The sequence below is a fragment of the Candidatus Kryptonium sp. genome (assembly GCA_025060635.1).
Taxonomy (GTDB): domain Bacteria; phylum Bacteroidota; class Ignavibacteria; order Kryptoniales; family Kryptoniaceae; genus Kryptonium.
In genome coordinates this window covers 1-14299 of sequence record JANXBN010000006.1, presented here as the reverse complement: position 1 = coordinate 14299, position 14299 = coordinate 1, and the positions used below count along the sequence as shown (strand labels likewise).

Annotated in this window: 16 protein-coding genes, 1 tRNA gene and 1 CRISPR repeat array; of the genes, 7 read left to right on the top strand and 10 right to left on the bottom strand. The window is 36.2% G+C overall.

The features are described from left to right. Positions 1-25 precede the first annotated feature (25 nt). Genes NZ923_08175 through NZ923_08165 form a run of 3 tightly spaced genes read right to left on the bottom strand, consistent with a single transcriptional unit; the run spans position 26 to position 2176 of the window. Positions 26-817, bottom strand: coding sequence for an SDR family oxidoreductase (locus tag NZ923_08175; GenBank protein MCS7229991.1), 792 nt, complete (start codon positions 815-817; stop codon positions 26-28). 8 nt (positions 818-825) lie between these two features. Next, on the bottom strand, positions 826-1542 hold the full coding sequence (locus NZ923_08170) for a tetratricopeptide repeat protein (protein MCS7229990.1): 717 nt from the start codon (positions 1540-1542) through the stop codon (positions 826-828). Positions 1543-1567: 25 nt separating this feature from the next. Beyond that, positions 1568-2176, bottom strand: a complete 609-nt coding sequence (locus NZ923_08165) for a MarC family protein (protein ID MCS7229989.1) — start codon at positions 2174-2176, stop codon at positions 1568-1570. 191 nt (positions 2177-2367) lie between these two features. Between NZ923_08165 and cdd the strand changes: the two genes are divergently transcribed. From cdd to NZ923_08150, 3 genes are read left to right on the top strand one after another with little or no spacing between them, the layout of a single operon-like run. After that, positions 2368-2778 (top strand): cytidine deaminase, encoded by a 411-nt coding sequence (gene cdd / locus NZ923_08160; GenBank protein ID MCS7229988.1) that lies wholly within the window; start codon positions 2368-2370, stop codon positions 2776-2778. A gap of 3 nt (positions 2779-2781) precedes the next feature. Then, a complete protein-coding gene (locus NZ923_08155) occupies positions 2782-3366 on the top strand; it encodes a thymidine kinase (GenBank protein MCS7229987.1) in 585 nt (194 codons plus the stop codon). Positions 3367-3387: 21 nt separating this feature from the next. Further along, positions 3388-4746, top strand: a complete 1359-nt coding sequence (locus NZ923_08150; protein ID MCS7229986.1) for a NupC/NupG family nucleoside CNT transporter — start codon at positions 3388-3390, stop codon at positions 4744-4746. Here the strand turns inward: NZ923_08150 and NZ923_08145 are convergent. The 7 genes from NZ923_08145 to prfB form a co-directional block, all read right to left on the bottom strand. After that, complete coding sequence (locus NZ923_08145; protein ID MCS7229985.1) at positions 4743-5408, bottom strand: site-2 protease family protein; 666 nt, start codon at positions 5406-5408, stop codon at positions 4743-4745. The two genes, NZ923_08150 and NZ923_08145, sit on opposite strands and share 4 nt — an antisense overlap. 137 nt (positions 5409-5545) lie before the next feature. Next, positions 5546-5632: transfer RNA gene (locus tag NZ923_08140), tRNA-Leu, on the bottom strand. Positions 5633-5764: 132 nt separating this feature from the next. Continuing rightward, positions 5765-6736 carry a phosphate acetyltransferase gene (pta, locus tag NZ923_08135; protein MCS7229984.1) on the bottom strand — a complete coding sequence of 324 codons (972 nt, stop codon included), beginning with the start codon at positions 6734-6736 and terminating at the stop codon, positions 5765-5767. A 369-nt stretch (positions 6737-7105) separates the two neighbouring features. Beyond that, on the bottom strand, positions 7106-7453 hold the full coding sequence (locus NZ923_08130) for a DNA-directed RNA polymerase subunit omega (protein ID MCS7229983.1): 348 nt from the start codon (positions 7451-7453) through the stop codon (positions 7106-7108). A gap of 26 nt (positions 7454-7479) precedes the next feature. Further along, the gene (gmk, locus tag NZ923_08125; GenBank protein MCS7229982.1) at positions 7480-8073 is read right to left on the bottom strand and encodes a guanylate kinase; all 594 of its coding nucleotides are present in this window, start codon (positions 8071-8073) and stop codon (positions 7480-7482) included. Positions 8074-8088: 15 nt separating this feature from the next. Then, a complete protein-coding gene (locus NZ923_08120) occupies positions 8089-8958 on the bottom strand; it encodes a YicC family protein (protein ID MCS7229981.1) in 870 nt (289 codons plus the stop codon). A 32-nt stretch (positions 8959-8990) separates the two neighbouring features. Continuing rightward, a protein-coding gene (gene prfB / locus NZ923_08115) for a peptide chain release factor 2 (GenBank protein MCS7229980.1) occupies positions 8991-10104 on the bottom strand; the annotation gives its coding sequence in 2 pieces (ribosomal slippage) (positions 8991-10034 and positions 10036-10104; 1113 coding nt in all). Between the two features lie 648 nt (positions 10105-10752). On the opposite strand from prfB, the gene NZ923_08110 reads away from it, so the two are divergent. The 4 genes from NZ923_08110 to NZ923_08095 all read left to right on the top strand — a co-directional run bounded on the left by NZ923_08110 (position 10753) and on the right by NZ923_08095 (position 12698). Continuing rightward, positions 10753-11163 carry a DUF262 domain-containing protein gene (locus NZ923_08110; protein MCS7229979.1) on the top strand — a complete coding sequence of 137 codons (411 nt, stop codon included), beginning with the start codon at positions 10753-10755 and terminating at the stop codon, positions 11161-11163. 181 nt (positions 11164-11344) lie between these two features. Beyond that, positions 11345-12037 (top strand): hypothetical protein, encoded by a 693-nt coding sequence (locus NZ923_08105; protein MCS7229978.1) that lies wholly within the window; start codon positions 11345-11347, stop codon positions 12035-12037. Beyond that, a complete protein-coding gene (locus tag NZ923_08100) occupies positions 12034-12411 on the top strand; it encodes a hypothetical protein (GenBank protein MCS7229977.1) in 378 nt (125 codons plus the stop codon). Before NZ923_08105 ends, NZ923_08100 begins: the two co-directional genes overlap by 4 nt. 161 nt (positions 12412-12572) lie before the next feature. Beyond that, the gene (locus NZ923_08095) at positions 12573-12698 is read left to right on the top strand and encodes a hypothetical protein (protein ID MCS7229976.1); all 126 of its coding nucleotides are present in this window, start codon (positions 12573-12575) and stop codon (positions 12696-12698) included. Between the two features lie 404 nt (positions 12699-13102). Continuing rightward, a CRISPR array of direct repeats spans positions 13103-14252; the repeat unit is 30 nt; unit sequence GTTTAAATTCCACACTGGTTCAATTCTCAC. Positions 14253-14299: the final 47 nt, after the last annotated feature.

The following is a 14299-nucleotide window of genomic DNA, read 5'->3' as shown; positions in this document are numbered from 1 at the left end:
CAATAGGTTTGCATTTGTTTTTTCATCAATAAACTCCCTTTACCCAGCCACCATCAACTGGGATAGTTACGCCAGTTATATAACTTGCTCTCTCCGAAGCGAGGAAGACGACGACATTTGCGAGTTCCTCTGGTTCAGCCAATCTCCCGAGAGGGATATCTTTCGCAAGTTCTAATTTTACTTCGTCAAATGTTTTTCCGCTATCTTTCGCTCGCTGTTCTATTACAAACTTAACTCTATCTGTAAGCGTATAACCCGGAGCGACATTGTTAACAAGGATGTTATATTTTGCAAGTTGAAGAGCAAGCGTTTTAGCAAGTCCGACGACGGACATTCGGATTGAATTTGAAAGCACGAGGTTATCTATCGGCTGTTTGACAGCTACGGAAGTTATATTTATTATTCGTCCCCACCTTTGCGTTTTCATATAGGGCAAAACTTCGCGAATTAATCGCACTGCGCTCATAAAGTTTAAATTGAAAGCGTTGTTCCAATCATCGTCGGAGAAATTTTCAAAATATCCCGCTGGTGGTCCACCTGCATTTGTAATTAGAATGTGAACAGTGCCAAATTTTTCAACAGTTGATTTAACAAGGTTTTTTATATCTTCGTAATTTGTGACATCCGCACGAATTGCTAAAACTTCATTGTTTGATTTGCTTTCAATTTCGTTCTTCGCTTTTAAAAGCTCTTCTTGATTTCTTGCGCATATAACAACTCTTGCACCTTCACGAGCAAGTCCTAATGCACAAGCTTTCCCAAGCCCCTTGCTTGATGCAGAAACTATAGCGACTTTATCCTTGAGCCCAAGATCCATCAGAGAACTCAGAAGTTTATTTTTATTGATTTGAAATACTTCAACTTTTCCTTGTGCGTCATTCTTTCCAGTTTATCAGAAATTTTTGCTACTTTTGTGTTCCACGCATTTATTATTTTTCCAAGCACCCGTTTATATTCTTTTTCAGAGTCAAATCTATCTTTCCCCTTCTGTTTCAAATATTCACTGATTTTTATATCGCTGAAGCGCAAGAAATCAAAGATGGGTATTGAGCTTTTTAATTTTTTACTTTCTTCGCTCTCAACTTTATTGAGATAATATTTCGCTCGCCTGTTTTTAGGATAAGATTCAAGTGCCTTCTTCCAAGATTTAATTGCATCGTTAACAAGTCCAATTTTATAAAATGCCTCTCCAAGTGCGGTGTAGGCGTCAGATTTCCATCTTTTCTCGTGGGGCAAATAATTTTCAATTGCTTTATAAAATTCTTCAATCGCCTTTAAATAATTCCCACGCTCATAGTGAAGAAGCCCAAGGTGATAGTGCGTTTCAGGATAATTCGGATCTATTTTGAGAGATTTTTTAAGTATCTGCATCGCTTTGCCAAAATCACCTTGCAAGCGATAAGCAATTGCGAGAAGATTTAAAGCATCAAGATCATTAGGATTATCTTTGATAAGCGACTCTATAAATCTCATTGCCCCTTGTATATCTCCTGTGTCAAGCTTTTTTTCAACGACGGTGAGGATATAATCTCGGTTTAGCATTGAAATTTTTACTGATGTTTTTATTTTAAAAACCCATTTGTTTTAAAGCTTCAACAAGCCCAACTCTGATCATCATAACTGCTATCGCAGCCAAAAACAAAGATGCGATCTTAGCAAAAGCTTTTGAGCCAGCATTTCCAAGAATTTTTATAACAAAACCTGAATTTACAAAAACAAGCAGAACCAGTATCAAATTAATAAAAATTGAAAACATAGTCAAAAAAATCCCATAAGTGTCAACGAGAAGAAGAATCGTGGTTAAAGCAGCAGGTCCAATTATAAGTGGCATTCCAATTGGGACGACACCTATTGATGTCTCTTTTCTTTTTCTCTCTTCAGTTGAAAACAAAAGATCTGTAACTGCGAGAACGAGAAGAATTATCCCTCCACCAATTCTAAAATCAGTGATCGTTATACCAAGAAATGTAAAAATTGGTCTTCCAGCGAGAGCAAAGATAATAGCAACGATAAGTGCTGCTAAAGTTGCTTCAACCGCAAGTTTTTTCCTTTGTTTACTTGTTAATCCTTCAGTAAGCGATATAAATATCGGCAAAATCCCGAGGACATCAATCGCAACAAAAAGAGGAACGAAAGCCAAAACGAATTTGCTCCATAATGATGTAACCTCAAACATTTTCCAGCCCTTTTGTTTTTGTTTTTCTTTCCAAAAACTATATAAACATAGCAACTTCTCAATTTTGTTTCAAACATCGCAGAGAATATCCATTCAAAAATTCCGAGACGCACAACGCAAAATTCCGTTGCTTTTATCCTCAACTTTGAATATATTTTTACTTGCCTTTAAAATTAAACCGAAAATTTTTAATGAAACATGATGAACTGATCAAGCTCGCTATTGAAGCAAAGAAGTTTGCATACGCCCCATACTCAAAATTTAATGTCGGCTCAGCGCTCCTCACAGAAGACGGGGAAGTTTTTACAGGATGCAACATTGAAAATAGCTCTTACTCGCTGACGATCTGCGCCGAAAGGGTCGCAATCTTTAAAGCATATTCTGCAGGGAAGAGAAAATTCAAATCAATTGCCATTGTTTCCGATTCAAAAAATTACATTTCCCCCTGTGGAGCGTGTAGACAAGTTTTGATGGATTTAGCCGGGGAGGATCTTGAGGTCATATTAACAAATTCAGAAGGAAAGAAAAAAGTCGTAAAACTTCGTGAATTGCTCCCGTTTCCGTTTGGATCAAAAGATCTAAAAACAAAAAAGAGGAAATAAAATATGGACACAACGGAGTTTGAAAAAATTCCACCAGGAACACGCGGAACCGGATGGATTGAAGTAATAGCAGGAAGCATGTTCAGCGGTAAAACCGAAGAACTTATCCGAAGGATAAGAAGAGCTCAAATAGCAAAATTAAAAGTTGCTGTCTTCAAACCAAGAATTGATACAAGATATAGCGTTGATAAGATCGTCTCGCATAGCGATATATCAATTGCGTCAATCGTCGTTGATAACGCAAAGCAAATTCTTGAACTTGCGAAAGATGCCCAAGTGATTGGAATTGACGAAGCTCAATTTTTCGGTATGGATCTTGTTGATGTATGTGAACAACTTGCCAATGATGGTAAAAGAGTAATTGTTGCAGGGCTTGATCAAGATTATCGCGGTAAACCATTTGAGCCAATGCCACAACTTTTAGCAATTGCCGAGTATATAACAAAAATGCACGCAATTTGTGTCGTTTGTGGAAATCCCGCAAGTAAAACCCAAAGAAAGATAAAAACAGGGGAAAGGATCGTCGTAGGAGCTTCAGATATATACGAAGCAAGATGCAGAAGATGCTTTGAACCTCCAGAAGAATAAAAATAAAAATGGAGAAATCAACTGATGAAATTACTTTCCCTTCTGAATGGACTGCTTGGGATGGCAGTTATAGTTGGGATCGCCTTCCTCGTTTCAAATAATAAGAAAAAAGTTAATTGGCGACTTGTAATTTCTGGGCTTTTGATTCAAATCGTCTTTGCAATTTTTATACTCAAAGGTCGTGAACTCGCAAACTTGTGGGCACCTCTCGGTTGGCCAAAGGTTTTGTTTGAATGGATAAGCAAAGCGTTCGTCATCATACTTGGTTTCACTATTGAAGGTGCAAAATTTGTATTCGGTAATCTTGCGATAAGCCCAGGACAAGATAATTCTCTTGGATTTTTCTTCGCTTTCCAAGTTTTACCAACGATCATATTCTTTTCTTCATTGATGTCTGTGCTATATTTCCTTGGCATAATGCAAAGAGTTGTTCAAGCTATGGCATGGATCATGCTTCGCCTTATGGGAACAAGCGGTGCGGAAAGTCTATCTTGCACAGCGAATATATTTGTTGGTCAAACTGAAGCACCTCTTATGGTGCGTCCTTTCATTGCGATGATGACTATGTCCGAGCTGCTTGCTGTCATGGTTGGTGGAATGGCAACGATAGCTGGTGGCGTCATGGCTGCTTATGTTCAAATGCTTGGATATTCATTTGCCCAAGCACACGGACTTGATATAATGACTGCACAAGTAAAATTTGCTGAGCAACTCCTCGGTGCAAGTGTAATGGCTGCGCCAGCTGCACTTGTAATGGCGAAAATTATGTGGCCAGAAACTGAAGAACCCGTTACAAAAGGAACTGTGAAAGTAAAAGTTGAAAAAACAGCACGCAATGTCATAGAAGCAGCTGCCGAAGGTGCTTCCAACGGCCTTCATCTTGCCTTAAATGTTGGAGCAATGTTAATTGCGTTCATCGCACTTATTGCAATGACAAATTGGGGACTTGAAAAAATCGGAACGATTGGAGGATTAAATAACATCTTGATTGAAAAATATGGTTCACCTTTAAAACTTGAGCTAATCTTCGGTCTCGTGCTTCAATATCTCGGAGTAGCAATTGGAATACCTTGGAGCGACGCATTGAACTTCGGAAGCTTGCTCGGAACAAAGATAGTTATAAACGAGTTTGTTGCTTACTTGAAGTTTTCGGAGCTAATAGCACAAAACAAAATTATGCTTGAAAAGACCATCACAATGACGACATTTGCACTCTGTGGATTTGCGAACTTTTCCTCAATTGCAATTCAAATTGGTGGTATAAGCCCGATGGCACCAAATAGAAGAGCTGACCTTGCACGACTTGGTCTTAGAGCAGTGCTCGGTGGAACACTTGCAAATTTAATGACCGCTACAATCGCAGGAGTCCTTGTCGGTTAAACGAAGACATTTATTAAAAATTCAATCGGAGTTGCTATAGCCCGAACTATCGTGAAGAAGATATTTGAAAATGCTGGAACACGCATCAAAAATATAACGATAAAGATCCCAAAGAAACCAATTTGCCTATAGCTTTCGCCGATTCTATCAGGTAAAATTGAAGCGAGAACATGAGAACCATCAAGCGGAGGCACTGGTATTAAATTAAAAACACCAAGAACTATGTTAAGGTAAATTCCCCCGTAAAACATTTTAACAAGAAACTCATAAGCAAATCTAATAAGTTCAGAATTAAACGAATTGAAGAAACCTTCAAGATTCAAAAGCAAAATCACGGCAAAAGCGCAACATAAAGCAAGAAAGAGATTAGAAAGCGGACCAACAGCGGAGACAAGAATGGAATCCCTTCTGTAATTTCTAAAGTTCAACGGATTGACAGGCACAGGTTTAGCCCAGGCGATGAAAACACGGCCAGCAATAAGAAGAGAAAATAATGGAACAAGGATTGAACCGAATAAATCAATGTGTGGGATTGGATTCAAGGTCAATCTTCCAGCATACTTTGCAGTTGGATCACCACACTTCAAAGCAACATATCCATGCATAACTTCATGAACAACGACGCTGAAAAGAAGGATCGGAATTATATAAAGAGTTTCCATTTTTGTTTCCTAAAATTGGTTGAAAAGCTAAATTTGAGATTCAATTTTTGAAAACACTTTTAAAAGTTGCTTTGTAAGATCCAAGGTTTTCTCTAGCAATCGCCACAGGCTTGATAATTCAAAAAAAATTAAAGAAGTGCCGAAGGTGGGAGTCGAACCCACACGGGGTTTGGAGCCCCACGGGATTTTGAGTCCCGCGCGTCTTCCAGTTCCGCCACTTCGGCAACGCAATTAAAATATAAAAAATCAAGATTATTTTTTGCAAATAAAGCGAAAACCGTAAATCCTAACCACAAAACGACAATTCATAAAACCACAAGCTTGCTAAAACAACGAAAGCCGGGAAAAACAGCTGTTCAACTCATAACACAATTTATAGCGACGACATTTACAATATCTTCAACACTGCAACCCCTTGAAAGATCAAAACATGGCTTTTTTAAACCTTGAACTAATGGACCGAGTGCTTCTGCTCCAGCCATTCTTTGAGCCATTTTATATCCGATATTTCCAGCATCAAGATTCGGAAAAATCAACACATTTGCGTTTCCTTTAACAGGGCTGTCTGGCGCTTTTCTCTTCGCAACCTCTGGAACAATCGCTGCGTCAAGTTGAAGTTCCCCATCTATTATCAGTTCTGGCATCTTTTGCTTTGCAATTTGAGTTGCTTGAACAACTTTATCAACCATCTCGTGCTTAGCGCTTCCCTTCGTTGAAAAAGAAAGCATTGCAACTATCGGCTCTTCACCTGTTAACTTTTTGTGATTTATCGCAGTCGCAATCGCGATATCAGCCAACTCTTCAGCTGTTGGATTTGGGACAACTCCACAATCAGCAAAAGAATAAACCTTGTTTGGAAAAACTATCAGAAAGAAGCTTGAAACAATTGAAATTCCGTTCATCAATCCCACAACTTGTATTCCAGCTTTTAAAACATCCGCGGTAGTTGAAATTGAACCAGCAACGCTTCCATCTGCATATCCTTCCCTCACCATCATAGCTCCGAAGAAAAGCGGATTTTTCATCGTTTCTTTTGCTTGCTCAAAACTGATTCCTTTGTGCTTTCTCAAATTGTAAAATATCTGCGAAAAATCTTGTAATTTCTCCGACTTCAACGGATCTACGATCCTTATGCCCGATAAATTAACATCAATCTTTTCAGCAAGCGAATAAATTTTTTCCTCGTCACCTATTAAAGTTATATTGGCAATTTTTTCATCAACGATAATCCGTGCTGCTTTTAAGGTCCTTTCATCAAGTGCGTCTGGAAGAACGATGTGCTTCTTTAATTGCTTTGCTTTCTCCCTGATCTTTTCAAGCAAAGTTATCCCTGACATTTATCCTCGCTATTTATTTTATATTGTTAAATACTGAAAACGAAAAATTTTATTCATTTCAACGCACGAACTTCCCAAGCTCAAAACAAGCAAAGGAAATTTTTCAATAAAGAGATCAAGCGGGAAGCCCTTGAAATTAAGTTCTCCCCGAACTTTATAAATCAACCAAAAAATAAAATTAAAACCGAAAGATCTATTTGAATTCCCCGTATGTGCCCTTAATTCAAGTGTTTCATCCAACTCTTTTTCGCTCTCAATAAGCGCATGCTGTATATTGAGCATAACCTTGTCTTCTCAAAATTATCATCCACATTTTTAAATATCGGTTTTACAAAGGCGATGCCTAAACTTGAAGATTCTTTAAAATTTACCTCTTTTCTCATAGTTCCATTCAATTTTTCCATCAAGATATTCTTCTACTGCGACATCAGTTGGTTTTGGGAGTTGCTCAAATTCTTCAGCGATCCTGACCTGTTCTGGCGGTGCCTTCAAAACTCGTTCGTCGTCTATAAATTTAGGCGTTTCTTCCTCAGTTGGACTTGCCTGTTGTTGTACCTTGATTGCTTTCATCTCTTCAAGTCGCTTGTTAAACATAATTTTTCTTTCATCGTTTATCTGTCTTGCTCTTTTAGCCATTATGACAATTGCTTCATATGTGTTTCCAGCAATCTCTTGAATTTTCTTAAGATCAAGTGGCTTGATTCCCATTTTTGAAGTTTAAATTGATTTTGTTTTTAATACTCGTGTTTCTGAATCGCTTTCCATTTTTCAATTTCGTTGAAAATCGCTCTTTCCACTGATTTTATCGTGTCTTCAAGTTTATCATTGACAAAAATATAATCAAAATATATTGCTTTTTCAAGTTCCATCGGGACTCGTTCAAGTCGTTTTTTCAATTGTTCTTCAGATTCGGTTTTCCTTCGTTTTAATCTCTCTTTTAATGTTTCTATATTTGGTGGCTTTAGAAAAATTAAAATAGCATCGTCTGGAAATTTTTTCTTTATTGAAATTGCGCCGTTTACATCAACATCAAAAAGCAAAACATTACCATTTTTCAGTGCCTCTTCAACAACGCTTTTCAATGTCCCGTAGTAATTTCCATAAATTTCCTCCCATTCAAGCAGTTCCCCATTTTGAATCTTTTTCTCAAACTCCTCTCGTGTTAAAAAGAAATAATCTTTTCCGTCAACTTCGCCGTCTCGTTTCGGTCTCGTGGTTGCTGAGACAGAAAATTTTATGAAGGGGAACTTTTCCATTATTTTTTTTGCGATCGTGGTTTTCCCAGCACCGCTTGGGGCTGAAACAACTATCAATCTTCCTCTTGGCATCTCAAACCTAAAATTTTATTCAACATTTTGCAACTGTTCTCTGATCTTTTCAATTTCTTCTTTGATGGCGATAACAAGATAAGTTATCTCTGCGTCCTCAGTTTTTGCTCCTATCGTCGTTGCTTCGCGGAGCATCTCCTGAAGAAGAAAGTTTAATCTACGACCAACCGCAATATCATCACTTTTCAATGTATCAAGAAAGAACTTTATATGGCTTTTCAACCTGACACATTCCTCCGTGACATCAAGTTTATTCGCAAGCCAAACAAGCTCTGATTCAAGGCGATTTTTATCAAATTCTACATCTTTAAAAACCTCCTCAATTTTCTGCTTTAACAAACTTTGCTTAGCTTTCAAACTTTGTTCGGAAAGCGTCAGGATTTTTTCAAGATTGTTGGAAATTAAGTTTATCCTGCTTTCAACATCTTTTAAGATTTCAATCCCTTCTCTTTGTCTTGAAGAAATAAGTTTGTCTATCGCTTCATCAATTGCGGTTCTTACCACTTCCCATTGCTCATCGGAAATTTCATTAACTTGATTCGTCTCAAATACTTCACGAAACATAAGCAAATGCTCAAGTTTTATATCGCCCTTGATCTTGGCTTTCTTCTTCACCTCACGAAGCACTTTTAAAAGATTCGTCAAAACATCAAAATTAACTTTAACAGGCATTTGATACATCGGCTCAATTGCGACATCAATTGAAATCGTGACCTTTCCTCTTAAAATCCTCTGGCGGACCAGTTCCCTTATTTCAAATTCTCTTGATTGAAGAATCTTCGGGATCTTCGGAATCACCTCAAGGAAACGAGAATTTAAACTCTTTATCTCAACAGAGACAGAAATTCCATCTCGTTTAAGTTCAGATCTTCCAAAGCCAGTCATGCTTAAAAGCATTTGTGCTTGCAGGGAAAAATTTAGTTGGAGTTTGCTTTGACGGAGCTTAAAAGATACGCTTTTATAAACTCATCTATTTCGCCATCCATAACTGCTTGGACATTTGATGTTTCATATCCAGTTCTGTGATCTTTCACGAGGTTGTACGGATGAAAAACATATGAACGAATTTGGCTTCCCCATTCAATTTTCTTTTTCTGTTTTTCAAATTCATCAAGTTTCTCTCTTTCCTTCTCCTTTTGCAATTGATATAGCCTTGATTGAAGCAGGCGCAATGCCCTGACCTTATTTTGATATTGCGAGCGTTCGCTTTGACATTGTACAACTATCCCTGTAGGTATATGTGTAATTCTAACTGCGGTTTCAACTTTGTTAACATTTTGACCACCGTGTCCACCTGCTCTAAATGTCTCAATTTTCAAATCATCTGGATTTATTTCTATTTTCGTATCGCCTTCGTCAAGCTCAGGGTAAACGAATACTGATGCAAATGAAGTATGTCTTCTCTTATTTGCGTCAAAAGGTGAAATTCTAACAAGCCGATGTACTCCGCTTTCGGACTTTAGATATCCATAAGCATAAGGACCTTCAATTTCAACCACAGCGCTCTTTATTCCGGCGCCATCTCCTTCAAGTATATCAACGACGGTTGCGTTGTATCCATTTCTTTCCGCCCATCGCAGATACATTCTCAAAAGCATTTCAGCCCAATCCTGCGCTTCGGTTCCACCAGCTCCGGAATGAATTGTCAAGATTGCGCTCTTTGGATCGTCCTCGCCGTTTAATAGATTTTTAAGTTCAAGTTCGTCAATCTTTTTCTCAAGTTTTTTTATCTCCTTTTGTAATTCATTAGTAAATGCGATATCCTGCGATTCCTCTGCGAGGTCAATTAGAACTTTTGTGTCTTCAATCATCTTTTGAACGCTTTCCCACTCGGTAAGCCAGTCTTTGATTTTACTTATTTCTTGCATGGTTTTTTGAGCTGTAGTGGGATCGTTCCAGAAATCGGGATTTGCGGTTTTTTCCTCAAGTTCAGCTAAATGTTTTCGCTTCCCTTCTATGTCAAAGAAACCCTCTCAAAGTTTCAAACCTTTCGGCAAGTTCTTCAACTTTCGTTTTGAAATTTTCAAACATCTCCGTTCAAATTCCCTTTCTTTTGTTTTGGATTTAAAGATAGCAAAAATTTTTGAATTTACAAAGTATGTCAATGCATCGTAAAAGTAAAATTATGTGATATTTATATGAACGCCTGCCGACATGGTAAAATTGCCTAAAATCAATCGCTTTGTGGTTTAGCTTCGTGCGTAGGATTGATGAAATATCGCAGGAGTTAGCTTGCGTAGTAAATAGAGAAAAAATATGTACACTTCGTTTTTGAAAATGTCATATGCGTATTACAAAGTTCAAATTCCACACTGGTTCAATTCTCACAATTATCCAACGCATATTGACCACACTTCTATAGATTGTGTAAGGCAACGATTCAATTTTGTTTAGATTTTTGATAAGGCAATTCGCCCCCTTGACATTAATTCCATTTTTTTTATATATTAAAGCCAGATTTTTAGGAATGAAAAATAAGGATAACTATAATGGATTACCACCAAGGGTTGGCTTGTATTATGAGGGACTTAAAAGGATCTATAAAAAATATCTATTGGGCATTAAAACTTGGTGGTAAACTGGCAGTTATAATTGTTCGTTAGGAACTCGCAATAGGGTAATAAGAGGAGAAAAGCATAAATAATCTGTTATAAACCAAAATAAACCATAGGAGGAAATATGAAAGTATCTGAACTTATAAACGAAGTGTATAATGGAAGTATTGTTTTGCCAGATTTTCAAAGGAGTTTCATTTGGGAACCAGAAGATGTGAAAGAATTACTTGTCTCTGTCTTGGGTGGTTACTTTATTGGTTCCATGTTATTGATGGAATTTTCTGGGGATAAATCTGAATTTCCTTTTGCTACAAGGTTCATTGAAGGTGTAGAAGAAATTAATCCAGATGTCAAAAAACAACCACAACGAACAGTAAAAATATTACTGGACGGTCAACAGCGAACTACAGCATTATTTTATGCTTTGTATGAACCAGATATACCTCTAAAAAACAGAAAAGGTTCGTATAAATTTTATCTTAATTTGAATAAGAAGGTACTCAACAAAAAAACCCGCAGTGGGATAGTGCAGTAATTGCAGTAAGCAAAAACGACAAAAAAAACCAGAAAAAAATAAAAAATAAAAAAAATATTATCCCATTTAGTTACCTTAGAAATATAAATGAACTTAAAAAAATCCAAGATTTAAGCATATAATTAAAAAAATTGAAGAACTGGCTGAAAATTTTCTAAATTATGAAATTCACATGGTTTTCTTGCCTAAAGACACAGATTTAAAAAAAATAGTTGAAACTTTTGAGAGAATAAATAGGACTGGAGAACCGCTGTCTATTTTTGATCTTTTGGCCGCAAAACTATACAGAAATAAGATTAAATTAGGAGAATTATTAGAAGACGCTAAAGAAAACTACGAGTTTTTAAAATTTGTTCCGCCAGAATTTATTTTAAAGGTAATTGCTTTAATAAGAGAGAAAGAGCCAACACGTAAAAACATCATCCTTAAGTTAGCTCCTAAAAATTTCAAAGAAGATTGGGAAATAGCATGTGAGGCATTAGAAAAGGCATACGACCGAGTCGTTAATACAAAAGATGGTTATGGTGTTTTAGATTTTAAAAAGTGGATGCCTTATACTACGATGTTAGTTCCACTTGCTGCTATGCTTGCTTTTATACTTGGTTTTACTGATGAACATGGAAAGAATAAACGTAGAAAGAATAAAAGTATAAATATATCGTCAAGTTATGATAAAATAGACTGCTGGTATTGGTCTTCTGTGTTTTCTAATAGGTACGACCAAGCGGTAGATACTAAATCAGCGAATGATTTCAAAGCCATTAAGGACTGGATTGAGAATAACAAAGAACCCGACTTTATCCGGAAATTTAACTGTGATGAAGTAGACTTAGATGTTGATAACAATCTTCCGCAATATACAGAGGAGTTATGAATCTGATTACACTGCAAGGTGCCTATGATTTTAAAACTGGACAGCCCCCACAATTTGATGAAGAAAAAGTACAAGATGACCACATATTCCCAAAGTCAATTTACAAGGATAATCGTATTTTGAATAGAACTTTAATCTCAACAAATGCTGAAAAATCAAATAAAAAACCTTCTGAATATTTTGGTACGCTAGTTAAGCTACATGGAGAGGAGAAATTAAAGTCTATATTAGAATCTCACATTATACCTCCGGATGCTTTGGACGATTTATTAAAGGATAACATAGAAGGTTTTTTAGAAAAAAGAAGAAGTGCCATAATAGAGAGTATAAGAAAGAGGCTAAAGAAATGCGCGCAGAGCCACGAAACTAAATAGAAAAGAATCTAATTAGTATGGAATCATTTTAATATTTTGATGAGGTCTTTCATGGATTATCTCAAGCATCTCTCGTAAGCGAAAACTTGTATAGTTTTTATGAATCCTTACTGACAATAACATCTTGACTCTGAAGGATAAAAATATTCAACATAAAATTGATGAAAAAACTACCTGAAAAGGCATTTCTCATTGAGTTTATAGCTGATGGTATAAAAATTATATTCAACATTTCAAAAAACAGCTGGAGGAGATGTTATATGATGACTTATGGTTGGGACAAATAATTACGATGAGAGAAGGAGCAGCATTAGATCAAAGTTAAACAATTACGCACTTTCAATCTTAAAAGAATAATGAGATATTGTCGGAAGTCAAAAAATTTCAATTAAACAAATAGGAATAATAAAACATTTAAAGGAGGCTACAGATTTTTATCCTATAGGGAAGTTGTTAACATTTTATGGCCATCTATTTTAGGGAAGGGGTAAGTCCTGCGCGGACAAGTATATATACGGTGTATTCATCCATATGTAAATACTCAGCGACTTGTTTAACTGTCATTTATTTCTTTTTCTTCCATAAAGGCAATCCTTTTATCAAATTTTTATTTTATTTTTGAATTTCAAGTGGATTGTCTAATATGGGGAATGTAATCATCCAACACACATTGACCGCCTTTTCTATAAAAGTTTAAATTCCACACTGGTTCAATTCTCACAACTGCAATCCTGTAATCCAAGCTATCAATTTTACTGTTTAAATTCCACACTGGTTCAATTCTCACCTTTATGTTATTGATTTGCTTGAATTGCATAAGGATTGTTTAAATTCCACACTGGTTCAATTCTCACCCAGCGATTAGGCAATTGATGAGACAAAAAAAATAGTTTAAATTCCACACTGGTTCAATTCTCACTCTGTTGTAAAATGAACACAAACAACCCGAACAATGTTTAAATTCCACACTGGTTCAATTCTCACAGCAAGGACGATAACAAGAGAACAAGAATTATCATTGTTTAAATTCCACACTGGTTCAATTCTCACTAACTTTACGATAAGGATAAAAAATTAGCAGCACATGTTTAAATTCCACACTGGTTCAATTCTCACCTTTCTTTTTCGCAACTTCTTCTTTTCTCTTAACAACGTTTAAATTCCACACTGGTTCAATTCTCACTGAGAACCGAATTGGCCAATACTATGTGTTGAAAAAGTTTAAATTCCACACTGGTTCAATTCTCACTTTAACAAAATTTCCCATTTTAAACGAAAAAACCTCGTTTAAATTCCACACTGGTTCAATTCTCACTTGAATTTCATACATAAATCTCAAGAATTTTTCAATGTTTAAATTCCACACTGGTTCAATTCTCACTGAAATGCCTTTGGGGCATTATTATGTCTTGAAGAAGTTTAAATTCCACACTGGTTCAATTCTCACTATCACTTCTTCCAATTTTTCATTCAAATTACCATAGTTTAAATTCCACACTGGTTCAATTCTCACTAAGAGAAAAGGATTTTGAGGATTAATTGAAAAGGCGTTTAAATTCCACACTGGTTCAATTCTCACAAGATTAGAGAATAATTTATTTCTTGTAAAAAATTGTTTAAATTCCACACTGGTTCAATTCTCACGAAACCCCGCTGGGGAAATTCTTTGTAGTTAAAAAGTTTAAATTCCACACTGGTTCAATTCTCACCCTCGCTTCCTTTCCCCAAATCAACGCAGAAATCTTGTTTAAATTCCACACTGGTTCAATTCTCACTTGAAATTGAATCTGAAGTTGTAATAGAAAATCAAAGTTTAAATTCCACACTGGTTCAATTCTCACCTTTATAAAAGTAGAAAATTTCGCATGAAAACAACAAGTTTTTGAGC